The following is a 19,822-nucleotide window of genomic DNA, read 5'->3' as shown; positions in this document are numbered from 1 at the left end:
GAGTAACCTCACTCAGTTTTTTATTTTCAGTTATGCTGTTCATCATCTTTGTCTTTACGAATTGGATTTTCTGGAAACGGAAGGTTTAACAGCTTTGTTGCGAAAAAATGATGATGTAAGACGGTGTTTCCTTCTTGAGGGTCAAATTCATCATTTAAACCATAGCTGCTAATCAGCAAATTAGTGGGGTCGGTGAGATAAACGCGTATCTCATAACAAGGATTGGATGGCAATAATTGCGGCTGAGGGAAATCTGCCAAAACAGTAAGCTGCATTTGTGGTGGAATTCGAAAAAATAATGGCTTTGTAATCGCAGGGATGAAGTCCTCCATTTCAAATGGATGAACGGTGGGATCAAACTCCTCCATACTTCCTTCCTCCTCATATCCGATATCCACCGGATCAATCTGTTCACCGCATAGCAAAATTAGTTTCCCTAATTCAGTTGGAGGACAAGTTGTCCAATTCTTCATTTCGACAATCACGTCCCTTGGTTGATCTGGATCTATATTAATCATATTGACTGATATGATTTGTGTACTCGGAGTAGCTTCAATCGCTCCAGAACTAACTACCACTTTTGATTTTCCTTTGCCCGAATGTATACTTTCATGGTTTGAAGACTTCATATCATCTTCCACTTATCAACGCTCCTTTCAATATATAGTTATCCTATTCTTATTCAAACAATGTGAAACGGTTATTCCCCTAACATGTCCTAAAGATTTTGTGTTAACTAAACAAAAATTAAGTTGACATTATCTTGTTCACCTAATAAAATGAGTGAAAAGAACAAAATAGTCGAAATATTTTAACGAAAATTGGTGATGGATGATGAAAATTAAAGAAATGACTTATGTGGCTTTATTTGCCGCAATAATGGGAGCTCTAGGTTTTGTTCCTCCTATTATGTTATCGTTTACCCCGGTTCCAATTACATTGCAAACTCTCGGTGTTCTCCTTGCCGGTGGAATTTTAGGTGCTAGATTAGGTGGTTTAAGTGTGACAGTATTCTTACTGCTTGTCGCAGCTGGTTTACCACTACTTTCCGGTGGACGTGGTGGAATTGGTGTGTTCGTAGGACCAAGCGCAGGATATTTATTCGCATATCCAATCACAGCTTTTATAATTGGATACCTTGTTTCCCGATTACGCACTATTAACCTTGGAAAAATTCTATTAACAAATTTAACGGTTGGTATTTTCATGATTTATTTAATCGGAATACCTGTACAAGCATTTGTGATGGATATTCCAGTGTTAGAAGCCATTACGTTATCACTTGTTTATCTTCCTGGTGATGCAATCAAGGCAACACTTGCTGCGTATATTGTTTATCGTTTAAGAAAACACCCTGCTCTACAAAAAAATATTGCTAAAGCTTCCTAAGGAGACGCACTTTTGTGTCTCCTGTTTTTCATCAATGAGAGAATCATTCGGAAAGGGGATAAATATGACTTCTATTACCGCTACATATGCAAACCATGCTTTTCATTCTCCGGAAAAAATTGCGATAAAAACAGTGCAAAATTCTATCACATATAAAGAATGGAATAATTTGGTTGAGAAAACAGCAAATTGGCTTACTAGTCTTCGATCAACCAATCAAATATTAGGAATCTATTTGCCGAATGGAATTCCGTTTTTACAAATGTTTGCTGGTGCTGCAGCAGCTGGCTGGACTTCTGTCCTGTTTGATCCTAAGTGGAAAATGAATGAAATAACAAAACGTTTGTCACTCTCTCTTCCCTCCATATTCATAACAACAAGAAAAATGGCATCAAAACTGCCTTCACTCTCTACAAAAATATACAATTTGGAGGATTGCTTGAGTTCAATCATGAATACCCAGCCAATCCATCAAGACCAGCAAGCAGATCTTCCTTTTTATATGGGTTTCACATCAGGGACAACGGGTGACCCGAAGGCTTTTGTTCGCTCCCACCATTCATGGGTTTCAAGTTTTGATTGCAATATCCACGATTTCGGGATGAACGGTACTGAGGATGTGTTAATCCCAGGAGCATTAATCCATTCTCATTTTTTGTACGGCGCAATTAGTACCCTTTATTTAGGAGGAACAGTTTATTTACTCGATAAATTCCTACCAGCACATGCACACAAAGTGATAGAACAATGCCCAATCTCGATTGTTTATGTTGTTCCGACGATGGTTCATGCTTTCTTAAAGCTCGGCAAAATCATCACAAAATCGATTACGATGATTTCATCCGGCGCAAAATGGGAGGAAGCTTCAAAACGAAGTATACGTAGCTGGTTTCCTCAATTAACGATGTACGAGTATTATGGGGCAAGCGAGCTTAGTTTTGTAACAGTATTAAATAACAAGGAACAATTGTCAAAACCAGGTTCCGTCGGGAAGCCCTGTTTCAACGTTGAAATACAAATCCGAAATCCCAATGACGATCGAGCAAAAATCAATGAAATCGGAAAAATTTATGTGCGAAGCAATTTAGTATTTATCGGATATCTCAATTCACCAAATGAACCAATTAAAACCATTACAGATGATAATGGTTGGGTGACTGTTAATGATATGGGGTATTTTGATGAAGATGGCTACCTTTATTTAGTGGGACGCGAAAAAAATATGATCCTTTATGGCGGAATAAATATTTTCCCTGAAGAAATTGAAAAGGTGCTCTCTGCCCATTCAAGTGTGGATGAGGTAGCTGTAATTGGCTTGGCCGATGAACGTTGGGGTCAAATCGTTACAGCAATTATTGTCGGCGATGCTCCTAAAAAGGAATTAGTCCGTCACTGCAAAGCTGAGCTTGCCTCCTTTAAAATTCCTCGAAAATGGATTTTTGTAGAAGAGATGCCCTATACAATTAGTGGAAAAATCGCACGTGCACAATTGAAGCAATTAATCGAAAGCGAGATGAAGACAAATGCCATCAGCTGTCATCGTTAATGCCAAACGAACACCAATTGGGAAAATAAATGGTATGTTTAAAAACCTCACTGCAGACGAACTTGCAGCACCAATAATAAGGGAGCTAGCTTTAGGTGTGCCTCACGTAAATGAAATTATTCTCGGAAATATTGTCGGTCCTGGTGGGAATGTTGCGCGAGTCGCGGCCCTCAAAGCTGGACTACCTCTTTCGATTACCGGGTTAACAATTGACCGTCAATGTAGCGCAGGTTTAGAGGCAATCCGAGTAGCATCCTGTTTCATTCAAGCTGGAGCAGGAACTTGTTACATAGCTGGTGGTGTTGAAAGCACTTCAACTTCACTATTCCCAAACAGAGCACGCTTTGCACCTGAAGAAATTGGTGATCCCGATATGGGGGTCGCAGCAGAGCATGTAGCGCAAAAATATGACATAAGTCGAAAAAAGCAGGATGATTATACTCTACAAAGCTACGAAAAAAGCTGGAACGCTTTTCAACAAGGAATATATATGAATGAGATTGTTCCTATTAAGGGAAAAAGTGATGATGAAGTATTCTTCAAACCTCGCAAAATGGAAGCACTACTAAAGCGTTCACTGCCTCTCTTTAGTGATAATAACGGTACCGTAACGGCTGCAAACAGCTGCGCCATTAATGACGGGGCGAGTTCAGTTTTATTAATGGAGGAATCGTTTGCTATCGCAAATGGATATCGACCAGTGCTCCGTTTTGTCGACAGTGCTGTTGCAGGGGTCCATCCTAATTATCCGGGCATTTCACCTGTACCTACAATCACACAACTGTTAGAGCGAAACCAACTAACAATCCAAGATATCGACCTCATCGAAATAAACGAGGCGTTTGCTTCAAAAATCGTTGCCTGTTCTGAAGCGTTGGACATTCCAAGTGACAAATTAAACGTTCGAGGTGGGGCACTCACGCTAGGTCATCCGTATGGTGCATCAGGAGCCATTCTCGTAACGCGGTTGTTTTACGAGGTTCAGAGAATGGATAATCCAAAATATTGCATTGCAGCTGTTGGCAGTGGTGGTGGCATTGGTGTAGCACTGCTTTTTGAGGTGGTTAAGCATGATGAGGACTGAAGAAGTCAGAGTTACCTTTAAAACGAGCGATGTCTCCGAATTTATCAAGGTCATGGATGAAAGAAATCCTATCTATGAAAGCGTAGAAAAGGCTCAAAGTTATGGCTTTACATCGATCCCTCTTCCACCAACCATGCCGCTAATCGTATATAAGCAACTTGATATCCCATGGACATTAACGGAACCTGTCATCCATCGAAATCAAGAATGTAAATATCATCACCAGATGTATATTAACCAAACCTATACTGCGAGTATTCGTCTAGACGAACAAATTGATCGGAAAAGCTATTGTATCATCAAGCATTCCCTATTATTGTTTGATGACCAACAAAATCTTTGCTTCGAAGGAATTTATCAAATTGTTTGTGGTGGTGTCGTCATATGAAAACGGTCGAATTTCTCATCACAGATATGGATATAAAACAATATGCACATATTTCGGGTGATCATAATCCAGTTCATTTAAATCAAGAATATGCCCTAAACCATGGTTTTTCTGATAAGATTTCCCATGGTTTGTTAACTATGGGGAAGGTTTGGAGTGTAATATCTTTTCATTTTCTCAATCCAACTGATTTACCGCATTCCTATGAAATGAAGTTTTCATTTCCTGTATACGTCGGAGAAAGTGTAAAATTATTCGTTAAATGCGACAATCACATTTGGACTATCAATGGTTTTTGTGGTGATAGGCCGGTAATTAAAGCTAATATCATCTTAAAAAAATAGCTGTGTTATATTTCAGTTTTGATTTCCTCTGCAGACACGTGCGGTTCATGGGGCTAACTGGGAGCCTGTCTAGCTGCAGTGGCTAGGGGCTCGGGGTCACAAGTCAATCCGCCCAGAAGGTTAAAGGACAACCTTCTAGTCGGCTCGCCTTGTGCCTGTCGCCCCTGGGCAAGCCACTTCCGCTTTTCGTTCCGTGTCTGCAGCGAAGATCAACCTGGCAAAAAACAACATTGTGCATTAACACAGCAAAAAAAATAAGAAGGGCTATTCCCCTTCTTATTTTCATAGAAATGACTACCTTGGACTTTCACCGTTTTCATGGCTGAGTTGCCACTCAACTCCAAATTTATCTGTTAAACTACCATAGCATTTACTCCAAAAAGTTTCTTGGAGCTCCATATTTACTTTTCCATCATCCTTCAATTTGTTAAACCAGCTTTTCAGTTCATTTTCATCTTTACTTAATACAGCTAAACTAATATTGTTCCCCATTTGAAACGGCATCCCTGGAAATATATCAGAAAACATTAATTTGCTCCCGCTAACGATAATATTTGCATGCATCACCAAATTCTTCGCTTCTTCTGGAAGAGGATAATTCGGGTCCTGCGGTGCTTCTTCAAACGTCATAATTTGTGGTGGTTCTGTCCCAAACACATCCGCATAGAATTCCACTGCTTCACGGCAATTTCCGGCAAAATTTAAATATGCTTCAATCGGCATAATGATTCCCTCCAGATTAGGTATATTTCATATAAATAATTTACTATTAAAGCATTCCCAAATCCTGCCGGTTTATATCAAAACTACCAGAAAACTTCACCACAAATTTCTCTGCAATACTCGTCAACTTTCAACAAAACAAAGGAATGATAGAGTAAAATGTCAAAACCCTTGTGATGACAGACATTGTAAAATGAAATAAAATAGAAAAAAGTCTTTCTATTTAGGAGTATATGAAATGGAAGTATTTTCTTTAAGCGGTCCAAGCGGAACAGGCAAGAGTACAAGTGCATTGGCATTTGCCGATAAACACAAAATCCCTGCGATTATCGACGACGGTTTGCTGATTTTTTACGGGGAAAAGATTGCCGGATACTCAGCAAAATTTGAAAAAAATGCGCTAAAAGCGGTTAAACGGGCAACCTTCTTCGATGAAGGTCATTTAAAAGAAGTGCAGATGGCCATTAACAACTATTACATTGATAGAATCTTAATCATCGGGACATCGGATAAGATGACACGTCTCATTGCAAGTAGGTTAAATTTGGGAAACATTAACCATTACTTCTATGTTGAGGATATCCGTTCCTCAAGCGAAATTAAATTGGCCCAATTTATTCGAAGAACTGAAGGAAAGCACATTATCCCAATTCCCTATAAACAGGTGGACCAGAACTTTTTTAAGAAGCTTATTCACAAAGGCGTCGAAATCTTTTCATCTAAGAAGGAACGGATTGGCGAAAATACAATTGTCCATCCTGACTTCCACCGTGGCGCTATTAACATCCACCATAAGGTATTCAAAAATATCGTAGAGATTATTTGCAGTCAATATCCCCAGATTGGCGAATGTAAACATGTTGAATTCAATATCGACAAATTGCCTACTTTAAACGTGAGTGCATCAATTAAATATCCCATTCACGGTAATCTAATTGATGTGACTGAAAATCTTCAACAAGATATTCGACTTCATTTTCTTGAGCAGTTAAATATCGAGCTATATGCGGTGAATTTAACTCTCCAATTAGCAAAAAAACCAGAGGTCTCTGCTATTAACTAGAGTCTTCTGGTTTTTTATGTTCACATAGGGAACATTTATGATCGACGTTTAAATACTGGTGGCCTTTTTTCAACAAATGCTGCAACCCCTTCTGGGAAGTCCTGAGCATCTACAAACGGTGTTGACCCGTTCCAGAGCACCGGAGCACTGTTGATGCATTCATTCACTGATTTTTTCACCGCTAATAAGGAGGCTGGCGACATGGAAGCCACTAATTTACCCATTTTAAATGCATAGCGATCTAATTCCGCTTCTTCTACTAAATAGTTAAGCATCCCCAATGAATAAGCTTCATCCGCCTTCAAAATTCTTCCTAAATAAACCAATTCCTTCGTCACGCTTGGCCCGACTAAATCGACAATACGCTTTGCGAATTTATTATTTAAAGTGATTCCTAGCTTCCCTACCGGAATTCCCAATGCTGCCTTTTCGGAGCCAACGCGAATGTCACATGCTAGTGCTAGCTCAAGCCCTGCTCCCATTGCCGGACCGTTTATGACCCCGATTGTTGGCAGCGGTAATCCTTCAATGGTCGAGATTGCTTTTTCCATTAATACAAACGCATGCTCTGCCTCTTCATGTGTCATTTCATGAAATTCACCTAAGTCAGACCCTGCTGTAAATTGTTCACCTGCACCTCTTAATAATAAAACTCTGTTTTTTGGGTTTTCTAAAACTTTTTGGCTAATATCCGCTAATTGATTCCACATATTTGCTGTTAACGCATTTCGTTTCTGAGGCCGATGAATAGTGATAATCGCCAGCCCTGCCGTTTCCTGCAAGGTAATTTTTGCTTGTTCATCTGTCATTCTTTTAATTCCAACACGCATAAATACACTCTCCCTTTACGATATCATGGAAAAATATTTATCTTTTCAATTAATCTTTATCAATGTTTGTCGCTAGTCGACAAAAATAGATAGAATTTTCCGTCTATCGTTATTATAGCATACTGTACTATAACACAAAGTCATAAAATGATAAATAATTCAAACTTTTTCAAAAAAATTTCCATTTGCATAATTATTTTTTAACACTTAATAAAAGTTAATACACAAAAAGAAGTCAGAATATTTTAATTAGTGGGCAAATTATGTTAAAATATGGATACGGACAGAAGGAGATGAAGGTATATGCTGAGGAAAATTATTTTAATGACATTGTTAGCCGTTAACAGCTTTTATTATGTTTTTTATATTTTTAATTTTGGCAGTGCAGCACTTATTAACTGGTTTTGGACTGTTGCTTTCTTTTTAGGTATTATTCTATCATCCTATTTTCTTTATCAATATGTTAAACAGTCTGTTTCCCCCCATTTATTATCGTTAGCTGTTTTGATTATTAGTGTCACATCATTAGGCGCATTTTATTTCCGACAATTACTGGATGGGATATTATGATTCCTTATCATATGTAAAACCACTGTAAAAAGGTTCCACACCCCTTTTCACAGTGGTTTTTTAGTGATTTATTAAGAAGAAGTACGCACGAATCATAAAATAACTAATCTCGTCAGGCAATAATTCCTTGATAGGCTTTAACTTGTCTGTAGCAGCGCTTTGAACAGCTTCTTCAATTAATGGTCGATACTGAAGTGGAAGCTCCTTTTCCCAATCAATTTCCAATCCCTCTTCTGCACAACGAATGATGTGTGATTGAACTGTAATAAGGGATAAATCCCGCTCCTTCGATATTTCTGCAAAAGTCATTCCAGATTTATATTTTTCATAGGTTTCTAGATGTGATGGAACGCCTTCTGTATTTCGTTTCTGTTGTTTTGATTTAGACGGGGATATAGGATTACTCTCTTGCTCGTGTTTGATTGCTTTCCGTTCTGGATGCTGATCACAAAAACTGCGTATCAATTGAATAAACTCCAGCCCGTATTTCTCTAATTTATGGACACCGACTCCCTTTACATTCGTGAACTCACTATTTGTTTTCGGGAGCTTTAGACACATATCCTGTAAGCTGGTATCGGAGAAAACAACAAAAGGTGGGACCTTTTCCTGTTCTGCAATCGTTTTCCTAAGTGCTCTGAGCTCTTCAAATAACGGATCAGCCTTTGATATCGTTTTTGCCTGTATCGCTTCCTTGCGACTAACGGTTAGTTTCCCAGTTAGGACTTCTTTCCCTTGTTGGGTAACATAAATAATTGGATATTGCCCATTTTCAACCCCAATCAAACCTTCAGTAATTAAATAGTCGATAAACTCGGTTACGTCCTTCGCACTAAAAGTCTTGAGCATTCCATACGTGCTTAATTTGTCAAATTGAAACTGGGTCACTGATTTACTTTTCGATCCAGTCAGCACTTTGGCTACCGCAGCTTTCCCAAAGCGCTGACCCATTCGTACAATACATGATAGTACAATTTGAGCTTCTTTTGTAACATCAACACTTTGTCTCGTATCGGTACAATTGCTGCAGCGACCACATGGTCCAGCTGATTCCTCGTTGAAATACTCGACAATCCATTCTTGCAGACAGTTTTCAGTATGACAATAACCGACCATTTGGTTTAATTTTTCAAGCTCATGTCCAATTCGTTCTCGTTCTAATGTCTGGTCGATTAAAAAGCGGTGAATTTGGGTATCTTGAGGTCCATATAATAATATACAGTTACTATCTAAGCCATCCCGACCTGCTCTGCCGGCTTCTTGATAATAGCTTTCCATATTTCGCGGCATTTGATAATGGATAACAAATCGTACATTCGATTTATCAATCCCCATTCCAAATGCTGATGTTGCAACCATTATCGTTTTTTCATCCTGTAAAAATGCGTTTTGCTGATCTTGTCTTTCTTGGTCGCTCAAGCCAGCATGATAACGGGCGACGTTAATGTTCGCTGCATTTAGCTGCTGATAAAGCTGATCGACCGTTTTGCGTGTAGCGGCATAAATAATTCCGGATTCCTTTTCATTTTTTTTCAAATAATCTAGTAAGAATTGATCTCGATCCTGTCCTTTCACAACGGAAAACGACAGATTATTCCGTTCAAAGCTAGTCACAACCTCGTTTTCTAATTGCAACGATTGACATATATCTGAGCGAACCTGTGCAGTTGCTGTTGCTGTCAATGCCAAAATAATCGGCTTACTATGTATGTGTTGAAGAATACTAGATATATATCGATAACTCGGCCTGAAATCATGTCCCCATTGTGAAATACAGTGTGCTTCATCAACTGCAATCAATGGGATTTCTAAACTCTTGAGTTCTTCCAAAAAAAGTCCGGATTCAAGACGCTCTGGAGAAATGTAGAGTAGCTTGTATGTACCTTGTTGTGCAAGAAACATTCTCTCATTGATTTCAGCTGTAGTTAAACTACTATTGATGTAGGTAGCTGCAATACCTAGTTGTTGTAAGGAATCGACTTGATCCTTCATAAGGGAGATGAGTGGAGAAATAACGATGGTGGTACCAGGCAATACGAGTGCGGGGATTTGATAACAGAGTGATTTTCCTCCTCCTGTTGGCATCACGCACAATGTGTTTTCGCCACTGAAAACATGTTGTAAAGTAGCGTTCTGACCTTGGCGAAATTCATCATAACCAAAATGTGATTTTAAGATTTTCTGAGCAGCTTGAAGCAAACGATTTCCCCCTTCCTTTACTAATGTTTACATTCTATTATACATGGATTTTTCCTTTGAAAACAAACACAAGGATGACGAATATTGGTTAATCCAATGATAAGTCATCCCCTGTTCATACATAAATCAATGATTCTTTTTCATAAAATAAGCAAGTATAAATGCAAGAATTGGTAAAAGAATAAACAATCTAGTATAACCTGGTTGTGTAAATAACATAATTGCCGGAACTAAAAACGCTATCCCACTAATCAACAATGCTCTCCAAGCTTTCTTCCATATTCCCCAAAGAAACAACAGTGCTGCAGCAATAATCAATCCCCAAACAACCACACCAACAAATAAGAGACCCCAATCCCCCCAGTTTAAGCCTAACATGAAGAATTCCATTTGACTCCCCCCTAGAGATGTCGACTATAGAGTCATTCCAAGGGAAGATTTACAAATACTAATAGCTCAGTGCTTCCCTCAATTTAAGTATACTCCTATTATCGTTAATTAGTTGATTTCAACAAAAAAAACGGGAGAAATCCCCCGCTTTTATCCGTTAATTAAGCCTTTTTAAGGAATGTACTAGGCATTACCACCGCGATAACCTCTCCACGTGCACAAAGAGCATCATTTGCATAAACCTCTGCTTCAACTCTGAATTTCTTCGGATGAATTTCATGCACAGTACCAATTGCTTTCAATGGTACGTTTTGTGGAGTTGGTTGAAGAAAATCAACCTTCAAGGAAGCGGTTACAAATCTAGGCGGTTCAGCCCCATCGCCAACTTCATGACCATTCTTTCTATGTAATGTCAATGCTGCTGAGCCTGTCCCATGGCAATCAATTAATGATGCCACTACACCGCCATAGACGAACCCAGGTAGTGCTGTATGTTCTGGTTTCGGTTCATAGATCGTAACAGTTTGTTCACCTTGCCAACCTGTACGTAATTGGTGCCCGTGTTCGTTTAAACGTCCACACCCATAACACCACGCGAAATCATCTGGATACTCATCTTGAATTGCATTTACTACTTTTTCTACTGTTTCTGCCATTAAAAACCCCTCCTTTTTCAGAATATTATAACACACTCTTTAATAAATGACAGAAAATTTTGTAAAATCCAACAAAAATTTGTAAAAATCATCCATTTTTGTTGGATTTGTTGTTATTTTTTAGAAGTAGTTTTCAAAAGAAAAACGCCCCATCCTTTATTGAAATAAAGAATGAGACGTCTATTATTTTTTTCATAATCATTATAGTTAATTTACACCTATGTAGTGTTTACTTTACAAGTGTTCCTGTTCACCTTTAGCGTCTTCTCTCTGTTCATACCAGTTTGTAATTTGAGTGACAATCGCAAATACTAAAAAGAAATTCATTGCCCATACGTTAATAAAAGGGGCAATCCCTCCAAATTCGATGGTTTGGTAGCCTTTTAGTTCCATGACAATCATCGATTCAATAAAAATCAAGATGAAACCGACGACTGCTGCTATGGCCATACGAATCATACTATCCCTCATTCCCTGTTTTCAAATAACAATTACAAAATAACACTATATTACAAAATTTTCAATCTTTTTAAAATATATGATAAACCAATATCTATCAACGAAACAACGATTAATATCACAAATGCTGACATTCTATTGGCAGCAGTTTACGTAAAATGGTTCACATTACATCTTATTCAATTATTTTCACAATATTTCAATTATAAACAAAAAACAGGTAAAACATTCCTGTAAATAGAATATTTCACCTGCATATCAATCATATTAAATTACAGTATAGCTATTCCACTCCATCGGCAGAAGAGAGTGATATGGATTTTGTAAAAAGCGATCATCAACAAGGACGATGGTTCCCTTATCTTCTTCAGTACGAATCAACCTACCACCAGCCTGTAAAACTTTATTCATTCCAGGATACACATAAGCGTAATCATACCCATTTTTATTTTTGGCTGAAAAATGGTCTTTAACAAGGTTTCGCTCAAAGCACAGTTGCGGCAGACCCACACCAATAACAATAACTCCATTTAAACGGTCACCCACCAAATCCACACCTTCTGAAAATATCCCACCAAGAACAGCAAAGCCTAGTAAACTTTCTTTTCTATCCGATATAAATAACTTTAAAAAATCCTCACGCTCAGATTCTGACATGCTTTGTTCCTGAACAATGATATTCGTTAATGAATCAATTTGTTTGAACGACTCTAAAACTGTTAGTAAATACTGATATGATGGGAAGAAAATTAAATAATTTCCAGGACGGCTCGAGAGTAACGATTTCATTATGCTGACAATTTTATCTTTAGTCCGCTCCCGATCCTTAAACCGCGTTGACAAAGGACTAATAAATACATCAAATTGTTCTTGTCTAAACGGCGTTGGTATTGTTATTTGATAATCCTCGGTTAACCCACCTAAAATATCCTGGAAATACGGCATCGGTGTTAGCGTTGCTGAAAAGAAAATTTTGGAACGATATCCTTTCCCTTGTTTTTGTAGCAACTTTGACGGGTCAATGCAAAATAGTTTGAGTGTTATATTATTTCTGATCATTTCTCCGTAAATAACATACTGATCGTCAAGAAATTCTACTATTTTTAGAAATCGTTGTACCTCATAATAAGCGTCGATAAGACAGGTATTAATATTGCTAGCTTTTATCAGAATAGGTTCAGCTACAGCCAGAAATTGTTCCAGTAACTCCACTAGATCTCCTGGTAATTGAGGCAATACAAATTCAGCAGAAATATCTTTTTTTAGTGCAATAAACCAGGCATTTATACACGAAGCAACCTTACTTATCTCATTTTCATAGTTCTTAAACTGTTTTTTAAGCTCTAGGAAAGATGCTTTTTGAATTGATGCTGAGAACATTTCCCTCCCGCGGTCAACAAGGTTATGTGCCTCATCCACAAGCAAAACCGACGACTTCTTTTCCTCTTCAAAAAGACGTTTCAGTGACACTCGTGGGTCGAAGATATAATTATAATCACAAACAACGACATCGACAGCATAGGCCAAATCGAGCGAAAATTCGAATGGGCAAACAGAATGCTTGCGAGCAAAAATTTCAATGACATCTCTGGTCATGCTCGCTTCGTTTGAAAGTATATCGAGAACTGCCCCATTAACTCGATCATAATAACCATTAGCATATTCACAAAAATCTGCTTGACATTTTGTTTCTTCCTTAAAACAAACCTTATCCTTGGCTGTAATCGTAACACTTTTCAAGCACAATCCATTCTGTCGCATTTTAAGTAATGCTTCCTCTGCGGTCGTTCTCGTAATCGTTTTTGCGGTCAAATAAAAAATCCGTTGACATAAATCTTCTCCAATAGCTTTGACGGCTGGATATAACGTCGACATCGTTTTGCCAATTCCAGTTGGGGCTTTAGCAAATAAATTTTTCTCGTCTAAAATTGACTTATATACTGCTCCTGCTAAATGGCGTTGACCTTTGCGATACGTTTTAAACGGAAAATCTAATTGTTTAATACTTTTTTTCCGATTAAGCAAATGCTGCTTCTGCAATTTGGCATATGGTGCATAAGCCTTTAATAATTCAAATACAAATTGTTCCAGCTCTAAGAATGAACATTGCTTTCTCATGACCCGTTTATCATCTGTTTTCACGTGTGCATAGGTTAATTGAACATGAATTTCCGAAATATTTTGTTGAGTTGCAATCATATAAGCATACAATTTGGCCTGTGCCCAATGAACTGGATATCCATCAGGATCAACCTCATCAAGGGACAGTGAAAATGATTTTATTTCATCAATACAAAGCCCACCGTCCTCTGCTAACAAACCGTCACATCTTCCATCTATTACAAACAGGAGATCTTCAAATGGAAGTTCCGTTCGTAAGTAAACCTCCTTCTGATCTCCTTCTTTATACGTCTTTTGAATTTTCTGGTGTATTCTTGTTCCATCTATCATGGCGCTTTGCGAGCGAAATCGTACATCTATACTACCACTGCTATAAACATACTCTACCAATGCTCTAACGGATAAAGATACCTCATAGGACATAAGAACACCAACTTTCTTCAACAATAGAATGTACGTTCCTTTTAGTGTAACAAAACATCCCCTAATATTGATAGTTGCTTTGATGATAATTTTATTTTTGTCTAAAAATATCAAGTAAACATTTCCTAGATTCAAAAGTTTTTGTTATATCAAAAAAATAATAAAATTCATAAATAACTTTCTTTTTATGCAAAAAAAGCTTTACGCCTTGATATCATAACCTTTCTTATCAAGGTTAAAACGTGAGCAAATATTTTTATTTTGACAATAACAAACTATTAAAAGTATTATATTAAAATAACAAGGAGGTAGTAACATGTCAGTTGCAAAAAGACAGAAAATTGCGGATAGTGCACCGATTAGCGAGCGCCAGCGAATCGTGGACAGCGTTCCGCAAAGAGGATTTTTCGGCCATCCTAAAGGTCTATTTACGCTTTTCTTTACGGAATTTTGGGAGCGTTTCTCCTATTATGGAATGAAGGCAATCCTCGTTTTTTATTTGTATTACGAAGTTTCAAAAGGCGGATTGGGTGTCAGTCAATCGCTCGCACTTTCTATCACATCAATTTATGGTTCACTAGTATATATGAGTGGCATTATTGGCGGCTGGTTCGCTGACCGTATATTTGGACCATCTCAAGCAGTTTTTTACGGTGGTATCTTAATTATGCTAGGTCATATTGCTCTAGCTATTCCTGGAAGCTTTACTATGTTCATTATTTCTATGGTTTTAATTGTACTAGGAACTGGTCTATTAAAGCCCAATGTTTCCACGATTGTTGGTGAAATGTATAGTGAATCAGATGAACGTCGTGATGCTGGTTTCACCATCTTCTATATGGGTATCAATATGGGAGCTTTCTTATCTCCTCTAATCGTTGGATCTGTAATGAAACAAAGCTTCCACTTAGGCTTTGGAGTTGCAGCAGTTGGTATGTTTTTAGGATTAGTTATGTTTGCCTTAACGAAGAAAAAAAACTTAGGGTTAGCTGGGACTTCTGTGCCCAATCCACTTTCTGCTGATGAAAAGAAGAAAGTATTCACGACGATTGGACTTGGTGTTGCTGTAATTGCCATTTTATTTGCAGTGTTGATTCCAATGGGTGTTTTAACATTTGAAACATTCATCAATCTCGTAACGATTCTTGGTGTCGTTATTCCAACGATTTATTTCATCGTGATGTATCGCAGTCCTAAAACAACTGCTGTTGAGCGTTCACGTTTGCTTGCATATATTCCATTATTTATAGCTGCCGTAATGTTCTGGGCTATCCAAGAACAAGGCTCGACAATCCTGGCAAACTATGCAGACAAACGCACCGATTTACATTTTGCAGGTATTGAAATTTCTCCTGCGTGGTTCCAATCATTAAACCCATTATTTATTATTACCTTTGCTCCATTATTTGCATGGATGTGGGTAAAACTAGGCAAACGCCAACCTTCTGTCCCACAAAAATTTGCTTTGTCACTATTATTTGCTGGTTTATCGTTCCTGATTATTCTATTACCAGGCTATCTTAGTGGAACTGATTCATTAGTAAACCCATTGTGGCTCGTGTTAAGTTATTTAGTCTGTGTATTTGGTGAATTGCTATTATCACCTGTTGGCTTATCCGCAACTACTAAATTGGCTCCAGCAGCTTTCTCTGCACAGATTATGAGTGTCTGGTTCTTAGCAAGTGCAGCCGCACAGGCAATTAATGCGCAATTAGTTAAGTTCTACTCTCCTGAAACAGAAACTGCATATTTCGGGACTATCGGTGGCGCTTCAATTGTATTAGGAATTATCCTCTTCATTCTTGCTCCGAAAATTCAGGACTTCATGAAAGGTGTAAAATAATAAAGTAAAAGAGTGCTTCCCTATGTGGAAGCACTCTTTTTATACACAAGTAATTTTTTAGAGCTCTGAAAATTCGGCAACAAGCTCTTTAAATCGTTTTAATGTATTTTGAATCGGTGTTGGAGTTGTTAAGTCTACTCCTGTCTTTTTCAATAATTCAAGTGGATAGTCGCTACTTCCGCTCTTTAAAAATTCTAAATATGCACTTAGGGTTTCTTTGTCGCCATCGAGAATTTTTGTCGCTAAATGAATAGCCGAAGCAAAGCCAGTTGCATATTTGTAAACGTAAAATGGACGATAAAAGTGCGGAATTCTCGACCAACCATATTTCACTTCATCATCAAATACCACATCTGGCCCATTGTATTCTCTAAATAATGATTCATAGATACTGTTGAACACTTCCACATTTAGTGGTTTTCCTTGCTCTGCTAATTCATGAGTTCTTTTCTCAAATTCACCAAACATAACCTGTGTGAAAAATGTCCCCTTAAACTTATCAATAAAATGGTTAAGTAAATATTTCTTTAGTTCTGGATCATGTTCATGATCGATTAAATAATTCATCATTAATACTTCATTTACGGTTGAGGCTACTTCAGCAACAAAAATGCTGTATCTTGCAGTAATTTGCGGTTGATATTGCGAACTCAGCTTGCTATGTACACCATGGCCGCACTCATGCACTAGCGTAAAAAGGCTGTCTAAATCATCCTGGTGGTTCAAAAGGATGAATGGATGAACACCATATACACCTAGATTATAGGCACCAGAACGTTTACCAGGTGTTTCTCTAACATCGATAAAACGGGACTTTTTAAATTCTTTTAAAGTTTCAACGTAATCTTCACCGAGTGGCGCCAAGCCCTTAAGCATTAACTCAAATGCCTCTTCGTACGGAATCTCTTTTTTAACTCCCTTGACTAATGGAACGCTTAGGTCATATTGACGTAGCTCATCAAGTTGGAGCTTTTCCTTGCGAATTTTCGTGTACTGATGAAGCGGTGCAATATTTTCCTTGGTGGCAGTAATGAGATTTTCATATACTTCCTTTGGTATCATATCTCCAAATAAGGCTTTTTCCAACGCTGAAGGGTAGTTTCTAATTCGAGCTAGTGTCACATTATTTTTGATTGCCCCTGAAAGAGTGGAGGAGATTGTGTTTTTGGCAGAGACATATGGCTTGTAATAGGCTTTATACGCTTCCATCCGCTTTTTGCGATCCTCATCCTCGATTAATTTTGAGTACATGCCGCGAGTTAGTTCAATTTTCTCACCGTTTTCCCCTGTTACTTCCCCGAACTTAATATCTGCATTATTAAGCATTCCAAACGTTGTCGAAGGAGCCGAAAGTGCCTCACCAAGCTGCGAAAGAACCGCTTCTTGGTCCTTCGTTAAAACGTGTGGCTTGTATCGGAACGAATCAAATAAATCCTCTGCAAAATAATCTAATCCCTTCTCCTCTGAAATAAAGGCTTTTAGGGTTGACTCCTCAAGACTAAGTAAAAACGGCATGAAAAATGAGGTTGCTCCGCTCACCTTAACGCTTAAGCCCTTCATTCTGTCCATCAAGCTTTGTGAGACCGTATTTCTTGTATCCTCATCCACCTTTAACATGCTATAAGCGTATAAATGATTGAACGTATATGATAATTGCTCAGATAACTTCAAATATTGATAAAGACTAATTCCATTATGGATACAACCGTCAAACTCTTTCAACTTAGGTATCATGCTTTCGATTTTTGAAAAATCTTTTTCCCAACTTTCTAAATCTGAGTATAAATCGGCTAAGTTCCATGTTTCCTCGATTGGGACCTCTGCTCTTGAACTGTAAGTTTTCATAAGCGCCTCCATCAAGCATATTTTTGATTAAATTTTAACCTTTTTGTCTGTAATCATCTATCAATATGCTTGTTATTGCGGATTCATAACCCAACAAAAAACTCGCACAGTACTACTTTGTGCGAGTTTTTACCTCATCATTACTCAAATTAAAACCATTAAGAAAGCTCTCTGATTTTTTCAATTATAGGTGTCCTCGTTTTTGCTTGTGGTATTTCCTCTGGATAACCTACTCCAAACACACCTATCACATCATAATCATCCTTCACACTTAAAACAGTACGATTTTTTTGGGTGATACCCACGGATGACCAGAATGTTCCCACGCCTACCGACCACGCTATCAGCATAAAGTTTTGCATAAAACATGAGGTTGCAGAACGGTTCTCCTCACGCTCCACTTCATTTTTGCCATGCTTTGACAAAACGGCAAAGACGATGGGCGCCCCTCCAAAATTGGTCTTGTGATTTATCCTCGAACGCGTTTCCGGACCAAGAAAAACAATTTCCCACGGCTCAGTCATTCGATGATTGGGTGCCATTGATGCTACTGATAACCAGGTAACAATATTTTCACGACTTATTGGGTCTGATTTGAACTTTTTTATGATACGCCGGGTGTTAATGATATCAATAATCTCCACTAACCATCCCTCCTGTTCTATAGCTTATGCCACTTACCTAAATGGGTGTTTGACCAAATAGAATCGACAATAAAAAAAGACGGTTCTTAGCTGGAACCGCTCTTTGTTGACATTAAGTGAACCTTCCATCAGTGGGGGTTTTCTTCATCCCCCACTGATGGTTAGTTGAACCAATCGGACCTTTACGGGCAGTTGATCCCCCACCTATCTTCCTTGTAAACTCAAAAGCTTGAGGTGGGGGTATTACTGCCCGTTAAGGCGCGATAAACTATAATTTTGTAAGGACGATACCTAGCACCGCTGAAAAAATTCCTACAACCTGATAGGATTTTAATGTTTCTTTATAGATAAAACAGCCAGCCATTACAACGATTAAACAATTTAAACTAACAAGTGGAAATACAATGCTTGCCAAGCCGGTTTTTAAGGCAAAAAAATAGCTACTGTAACCTACGATACTAAGGATTCCTACTAAACTACCAATTTTAATGGAAGGTAAAAGAATCTTCTCGCGTTTCGTTTGCATCAATATTAACAAATAGGCAGAGCCTCCCCCATATAATGAGATTAGTATATTTAGCGAACTAATCTGAAGGAAGGATGAAAGTTTCATTAAAACACCTAAAATACCAAATGATAAAAATGCTAAAATCATTCTAAAAATCCAAGCTGAATAATTAGTACCTATTTTTAATTGTTTTGGTGTATATTGAATTGCGATTACAGAGGATAAAATTAAAAGAATCCCTAGCCATTGAACCATTGAAATCTGCTCATGAAAAATTAACCCTGCACTTAATACAGGGAATATTGCATTTGCAGATATGATAGGGGCAGTAATGCTTGCTGGACCATTTTCATAAGCTTTTGACATTTGAATATTCCCATTTGCATTTAATATTCCAATCGATGCTCCAAGCAATACTGTGGTTATATTTAATTTTAATGTGCCTGAGCCTAAGGCATATATAATTGTTAACACAAAAGCGGTAATATAAAAGAAAAATTGCACATGTATTTTAGAAATACCTTTTTGAGTACTCCATTTAAAAATTGCATTATTGACACCAAAACAAATCGTCGTTAATATTGCTCCAAAAAACCACATTTTCGATTTCCTTTCAAATTGAATAGAAATAAGCATTATACCAAACACTATTTTAGTATAATCAATTCGCTTAAAAAATGCGATGGTTCGACTTAGAGCATTTTCGGTAAAACCTTGACTTTTTATAAAAAAGTAGTATGATAGTCTCTTGTGCACCAGTACTATTTTTCGAAATTAAGATGTGCACAATATACTCC

General features: G+C 37.8%; 19 protein-coding genes. 8 read left to right on the top strand and 11 right to left on the bottom strand.

Annotation, left to right across the window (positions count from 1 at the left end; genetic code table 11):
• Positions 1–26: 26 nt before the first annotated feature.
• Positions 27–641 (bottom strand): hypothetical protein, encoded by a 615-nt coding sequence (locus tag FXW34_RS14235; protein WP_147534669.1) that lies wholly within the window; start codon positions 639–641, stop codon positions 27–29.
• 193 nt (positions 642–834) lie between these two features.
• Between FXW34_RS14235 and FXW34_RS14230 the strand changes: the two genes are divergently transcribed.
• The 5 genes from FXW34_RS14230 (at position 835) to FXW34_RS14210 (ending at position 4,751) form a co-directional block, all read left to right on the top strand.
• Positions 835–1,389 carry a biotin transporter BioY gene (locus FXW34_RS14230; RefSeq protein ID WP_147534668.1) on the top strand — a complete coding sequence of 185 codons (555 nt, stop codon included), beginning with the start codon at positions 835–837 and terminating at the stop codon, positions 1,387–1,389.
• 64 nt (positions 1,390–1,453) lie between these two features.
• Positions 1,454–2,935, top strand: coding sequence for an AMP-binding protein (locus FXW34_RS14225; RefSeq protein ID WP_147534667.1), 1,482 nt, complete (start codon positions 1,454–1,456; stop codon positions 2,933–2,935).
• Positions 2,913–4,019: an acetyl-CoA C-acyltransferase gene (locus FXW34_RS14220; protein WP_147534666.1), complete on the top strand. Its 1,107-nt coding sequence runs from the start codon at positions 2,913–2,915 to the stop codon at positions 4,017–4,019. Before FXW34_RS14225 ends, FXW34_RS14220 begins: the two co-directional genes overlap by 23 nt.
• A complete protein-coding gene (locus FXW34_RS14215) occupies positions 4,006–4,407 on the top strand; it encodes an FAS1-like dehydratase domain-containing protein (protein ID WP_147534665.1) in 402 nt (133 codons plus the stop codon). The genes FXW34_RS14220 and FXW34_RS14215 overlap by 14 nt, the downstream gene beginning before the upstream one ends.
• A complete protein-coding gene (locus FXW34_RS14210; protein ID WP_147534664.1) occupies positions 4,404–4,751 on the top strand; it encodes a MaoC/PaaZ C-terminal domain-containing protein in 348 nt (115 codons plus the stop codon). Before FXW34_RS14215 ends, FXW34_RS14210 begins: the two co-directional genes overlap by 4 nt.
• 294 nt (positions 4,752–5,045) lie before the next feature.
• On the opposite strand, the gene FXW34_RS14205 is transcribed toward FXW34_RS14210, so the two are convergent.
• On the bottom strand, positions 5,046–5,474 hold the full coding sequence (locus FXW34_RS14205) for a VOC family protein (protein WP_147534663.1): 429 nt from the start codon (positions 5,472–5,474) through the stop codon (positions 5,046–5,048).
• A gap of 238 nt (positions 5,475–5,712) precedes the next feature.
• Between FXW34_RS14205 and FXW34_RS14200 the strand changes: the two genes are divergently transcribed.
• Positions 5,713–6,537, top strand: coding sequence for a hypothetical protein (locus tag FXW34_RS14200; protein ID WP_147534662.1), 825 nt, complete (start codon positions 5,713–5,715; stop codon positions 6,535–6,537).
• Between the two features lie 35 nt (positions 6,538–6,572).
• Here the strand turns inward: FXW34_RS14200 and FXW34_RS14195 are convergent, their stop codons facing one another.
• Positions 6,573–7,367: an enoyl-CoA hydratase/isomerase family protein gene (locus FXW34_RS14195; protein ID WP_147534661.1), complete on the bottom strand. Its 795-nt coding sequence runs from the start codon at positions 7,365–7,367 to the stop codon at positions 6,573–6,575.
• A 303-nt stretch (positions 7,368–7,670) separates the two neighbouring features.
• On the opposite strand from FXW34_RS14195, the gene FXW34_RS14190 reads away from it, so the two are divergent.
• Complete coding sequence (locus FXW34_RS14190; RefSeq protein WP_147534660.1) at positions 7,671–7,937, top strand: hypothetical protein; 267 nt, start codon at positions 7,671–7,673, stop codon at positions 7,935–7,937.
• A 60-nt stretch (positions 7,938–7,997) separates the two neighbouring features.
• Here FXW34_RS14190 and recQ read toward each other — a convergent pair whose 3' ends face one another.
• From recQ to FXW34_RS14165, 5 genes are all read right to left on the bottom strand, one after another.
• Complete coding sequence (gene recQ, locus FXW34_RS14185) at positions 7,998–10,136, bottom strand: DNA helicase RecQ (protein ID WP_147534659.1); 2,139 nt, start codon at positions 10,134–10,136, stop codon at positions 7,998–8,000.
• Positions 10,137–10,262: 126 nt separating this feature from the next.
• Entirely contained in the window at positions 10,263–10,526 is a 264-nt protein-coding gene (locus FXW34_RS14180) for a DUF4175 domain-containing protein (RefSeq protein WP_147534658.1), read from the bottom strand.
• Between the two features lie 161 nt (positions 10,527–10,687).
• A complete protein-coding gene (locus tag FXW34_RS14175) occupies positions 10,688–11,182 on the bottom strand; it encodes a PaaI family thioesterase (RefSeq protein WP_147534657.1) in 495 nt (164 codons plus the stop codon).
• 234 nt (positions 11,183–11,416) lie between these two features.
• Positions 11,417–11,641 (bottom strand): hypothetical protein, encoded by a 225-nt coding sequence (locus tag FXW34_RS14170; RefSeq protein ID WP_147534656.1) that lies wholly within the window; start codon positions 11,639–11,641, stop codon positions 11,417–11,419.
• 267 nt (positions 11,642–11,908) lie between these two features.
• Entirely contained in the window at positions 11,909–14,185 is a 2,277-nt protein-coding gene (locus FXW34_RS14165) for a helicase C-terminal domain-containing protein (protein WP_147534760.1), read from the bottom strand.
• A 316-nt stretch (positions 14,186–14,501) separates the two neighbouring features.
• Here FXW34_RS14165 and FXW34_RS14160 point away from each other — a divergent pair, with 316 nt between their 5' ends.
• Entirely contained in the window at positions 14,502–16,028 is a 1,527-nt protein-coding gene (locus FXW34_RS14160) for a peptide MFS transporter (RefSeq protein WP_147534655.1), read from the top strand.
• A 57-nt stretch (positions 16,029–16,085) separates the two neighbouring features.
• Here the strand turns inward: FXW34_RS14160 and pepF are convergent, their stop codons facing one another.
• The 3 genes from pepF to FXW34_RS22970 all read right to left on the bottom strand — a co-directional run bounded on the left by pepF (position 16,086) and on the right by FXW34_RS22970 (position 19,625).
• Positions 16,086–17,873, bottom strand: a complete 1,788-nt coding sequence (pepF, locus tag FXW34_RS14155; protein WP_147534654.1) for an oligoendopeptidase F — start codon at positions 17,871–17,873, stop codon at positions 16,086–16,088.
• 158 nt (positions 17,874–18,031) lie between these two features.
• A complete protein-coding gene (locus tag FXW34_RS14150) occupies positions 18,032–18,517 on the bottom strand; it encodes a nitroreductase family protein (RefSeq protein WP_147534653.1) in 486 nt (161 codons plus the stop codon).
• A 268-nt stretch (positions 18,518–18,785) separates the two neighbouring features.
• On the bottom strand, positions 18,786–19,625 hold the full coding sequence (locus FXW34_RS22970; RefSeq protein WP_187118962.1) for a DMT family transporter: 840 nt from the start codon (positions 19,623–19,625) through the stop codon (positions 18,786–18,788).
• Positions 19,626–19,822: the final 197 nt, after the last annotated feature.

The sequence above is a fragment of the Bacillus marasmi genome (genome assembly GCF_902168435.1).
Taxonomy (GTDB): domain Bacteria; phylum Bacillota; class Bacilli; order Bacillales; family Cytobacillaceae; genus Bacillus_BU; species Bacillus_BU marasmi.
The sequence above is the reverse complement of the archived record's forward strand: the minus strand, read 5'-3'. Positions and strand labels throughout refer to the sequence as shown.

What these genes read in the sequence shown, in the direction of transcription:
- FXW34_RS14230 (WP_147534668.1), top strand. Translation starts at nt 835, where the DNA reads ATGAAAATTAAAGAAATGACTTATGTGGCTTTATTTGCCGCAATAATG.
- FXW34_RS14225 (WP_147534667.1), top strand. Translation starts at nt 1,454, where the DNA reads ATGACTTCTATTACCGCTACATATGCAAACCATGCTTTTCATTCTCCG.
- FXW34_RS14220 (WP_147534666.1), top strand. Translation starts at nt 2,913, where the DNA reads ATGCCATCAGCTGTCATCGTTAATGCCAAACGAACACCAATTGGGAAA.
- FXW34_RS14215 (WP_147534665.1), top strand. Translation starts at nt 4,006, where the DNA reads ATGATGAGGACTGAAGAAGTCAGAGTTACCTTTAAAACGAGCGATGTC.
- FXW34_RS14210 (WP_147534664.1), top strand. Translation starts at nt 4,404, where the DNA reads ATGAAAACGGTCGAATTTCTCATCACAGATATGGATATAAAACAATAT.
- FXW34_RS14205 (WP_147534663.1), bottom strand. Translation starts at nt 5,474, where the DNA reads ATGCCGATTGAAGCATATTTAAATTTTGCCGGAAATTGCCGTGAAGCA.
- FXW34_RS14200 (WP_147534662.1), top strand. Translation starts at nt 5,713, where the DNA reads ATGGAAGTATTTTCTTTAAGCGGTCCAAGCGGAACAGGCAAGAGTACA.
- FXW34_RS14195 (WP_147534661.1), bottom strand. Translation starts at nt 7,367, where the DNA reads ATGCGTGTTGGAATTAAAAGAATGACAGATGAACAAGCAAAAATTACC.
- FXW34_RS14190 (WP_147534660.1), top strand. Translation starts at nt 7,671, where the DNA reads ATGCTGAGGAAAATTATTTTAATGACATTGTTAGCCGTTAACAGCTTT.
- FXW34_RS14180 (WP_147534658.1), bottom strand. Translation starts at nt 10,526, where the DNA reads ATGGAATTCTTCATGTTAGGCTTAAACTGGGGGGATTGGGGTCTCTTA.
- FXW34_RS14175 (WP_147534657.1), bottom strand. Translation starts at nt 11,182, where the DNA reads ATGGCAGAAACAGTAGAAAAAGTAGTAAATGCAATTCAAGATGAGTAT.
- FXW34_RS14170 (WP_147534656.1), bottom strand. Translation starts at nt 11,641, where the DNA reads ATGATTCGTATGGCCATAGCAGCAGTCGTCGGTTTCATCTTGATTTTT.
- FXW34_RS14165 (WP_147534760.1), bottom strand. Translation starts at nt 14,185, where the DNA reads ATGTCCTATGAGGTATCTTTATCCGTTAGAGCATTGGTAGAGTATGTT.
- FXW34_RS14160 (WP_147534655.1), top strand. Translation starts at nt 14,502, where the DNA reads ATGTCAGTTGCAAAAAGACAGAAAATTGCGGATAGTGCACCGATTAGC.
- pepF (WP_147534654.1), bottom strand. Translation starts at nt 17,873, where the DNA reads ATGAAAACTTACAGTTCAAGAGCAGAGGTCCCAATCGAGGAAACATGG.
- FXW34_RS22970 (WP_187118962.1), bottom strand. Translation starts at nt 19,625, where the DNA reads ATGTGGTTTTTTGGAGCAATATTAACGACGATTTGTTTTGGTGTCAAT.